Below are 2224 nucleotides of genomic sequence, written 5' to 3' on the forward strand. Positions count from 1 at the left end.
AAGGCGGTCGACATCGCCCATCGCGGTGATGCGGTACGGCGGGGAGTAGACCCGGCCCTGCAGGATGAGGGTGTTGCCGACGCAGCGCACCGCGCTCGTGGAGATGACGCGTTGGTCCTGGATCATCATGGCCTCGGCTCCCGAGGCCCACAGCGCGTTGACGACCGCCTGGACGTCCTGCTGGTGCACGACGATGTCGTCGGCGGTGAAGCCCTGAGGCAGGGAGTCGGCGGAGCGCTTCGCGTCATCGAGCGTGACCTCGAGCGCCGGCCCGCGCACCTTGGTGGTGGCCGCGGTGGGGGCCAGCTCGTCGGCGGCCCTCGTCAGGCTTGAGAGGTGCTGGTCGGTGGGCGCGTTCGCCTTCGACAGCTCCTCGACCTCCTTCTGCAGCGCGTCGAGCCGGCTGGCCTTGCCGGCGACCCGGGAGTCGGCATCCATGATCAACTGCGGGAGGTCACGGTCGGCACGCAGGTCTCGGCCCTGGGCCGCGCTGAAGCTCATCGCAAACATGGCTCCGGCGGCGGCCGTGACGACGGGCACGAGCAGGCGCCACGTGACGCGACGCCGTGGCCGGGGTGAGGGAGGCGCCTCGAGTTGCTGGGGCGGCTCGACGTCGTTCATCACGGGTGTCCTCGCTCGCACGGACGGTCCGCGCCGCCCCCATTGTGCCTCGTCGGGCCGAACGGCCGGTCGAGAGGTGAGCCGCTCACGCAGGCGCGGCTCCCGGCTGGGCACCCGTGGAGATGCCACCTCGCAGGGCGAGCACCGCGGCTGCACGGTTGCTCACGCCGAGCTCGTGCACGAGGTGGGCGATGTCTGCCGCAACGGTGCGGAGGGAGACGCCGAGCTCTCGCGCGATGGCGGCGTCCTTCGTCCCGACCATGAGGCGGCGGGCGACCAGACACTGACGAGGCGTGAAGGGCGGGGTCGCCCCCGGCGGGAGCACGGGGCGGGACCGCGCCCAGGTCTCGTGCCAGAGTGAGGCCACCCGCGTCACGACGTCCGAGCGCGTGGCCAGCCAGGCTGTCTGGAAGCCGCGCTCGTCGTTGGGTCCGGCGACGACCGCCGCGGCCTCGTCGACGAGGATGCACTGGAACTGCGCCGGCCCGACGCGCGCCATGGGGTACTCGGAGGAGATCAGGGGGTGGTGCAGGAGCGTGCGCTCCGTGGTCACCATGCGCATGTCCAGACCCCGTTCCCGGGACCTCGCGTCGGCCGATCGCATGTGGTTGCGCGGGTCGAAGGTGATGACCGGCTGCAGCGACCAGACCGAGCGACGCGTCGCGGGCTCCACCGCTGCGGCGAGGTTGCGCTCGATGTCCTCGATGCCCGAGCCGAGCAGGCGGAACCCGGGGCTGGGCTCGCGCGCCAGCCACGCCAGAGTCAGGTCGTTGACCCGCCTGGTCAGTTCCACCGCGGCGGCCGCCAGGCCGACCCCCTCCGCGGGATGGTCGTCGTCGCGCAGCCCTGTCGTCACGTCGCCCCCTGTGTGTGCCCGTCGGGTGACAGCATGCCGGGTCTGCGGCGCACGTCAACTGCCGCGGTTGCACGTTCATGCAACCGTGCACCTCGGAAGGCGACACCGGCGGGTGCGGGGTGACATGGTCGGGGCGGTCGCCGTGCGGGGTAGCCGATGAGGCACCGGGCGCTGACAGGGGGCGCATCCGGTGCCTGTCGCCGGCAGCACGGGCCACCCGTCGCGATGCCCCTCGAGCAGTTGCTCGAGGGGCATCGCCGACTCTGCGCGTCGACGCACCTGCGGCCCGTGCTCGCCACGGGGACGGCGCGGTCCGCATTGGTTACCCTTGCCTCAACTCAGAGCAAGGAGAACCGCAGTGCCCGAGTCCAAAGGCCGCGACCACAAGGCGAGCGCCTACACGCCCCCGCGCACCAGCAAGGCCGCAGAGCCCAACCCCACCTGGTGGGCGCCCGTCTTCATCACGCTGCTCGTGCTCGGGCTGCTGTGGATCGTCGTCTACTACGTGAGCGAGTACAAGTACCCCATCGGCTCGATCGGGGTCTGGAACCTCGGGATCGGCTTCGTGCTGCTCATGGGCGGCTTCATCATGACGATGCGCTGGCGCTGAGCAGCGCCCCGCCGCACCGCTCTGGCCCACAAGGCTCCCGACGCCGGCCGTCCACACGCTGTGGACGGCCGGCGTTCTGCTTTCCCGTCCACAGCTGTGGACAACCTCGGTGCACAAGTGCGCACGGTCCCATCCCC

General features: G+C 71.3%; 3 protein-coding genes. 1 reads left to right on the forward strand and 2 read right to left on the reverse strand.

What is annotated here, in order from left to right; all coding sequences use genetic code 11:
• Together ABD194_RS18875 and ABD194_RS18880 are read right to left on the reverse strand one after the other, a co-directional pair.
• On the reverse strand, positions 1-621 hold a 621-nt coding region (locus ABD194_RS18875), incomplete at its 3' end, for a DUF881 domain-containing protein (RefSeq protein WP_343994348.1).
• Positions 622-706: 85 nt separating this feature from the next.
• Positions 707-1477, reverse strand: coding sequence for a helix-turn-helix transcriptional regulator (locus ABD194_RS18880; protein ID WP_343994350.1), 771 nt, complete (start codon positions 1475-1477; stop codon positions 707-709).
• A 358-nt stretch (positions 1478-1835) separates the two neighbouring features.
• Here ABD194_RS18880 and ABD194_RS18885 point away from each other — a divergent pair, with 358 nt between their 5' ends.
• Complete coding sequence (locus ABD194_RS18885; protein ID WP_343994352.1) at positions 1836-2087, forward strand: cell division protein CrgA; 252 nt, start codon at positions 1836-1838, stop codon at positions 2085-2087.
• Positions 2088-2224 lie beyond the last annotated feature (137 nt).

It is taken from the genome of Terrabacter terrae (assembly GCF_039529575.1).
In the GTDB taxonomy this organism is placed as follows: domain Bacteria; phylum Actinomycetota; class Actinomycetes; order Actinomycetales; family Dermatophilaceae; genus Terrabacter; species Terrabacter terrae.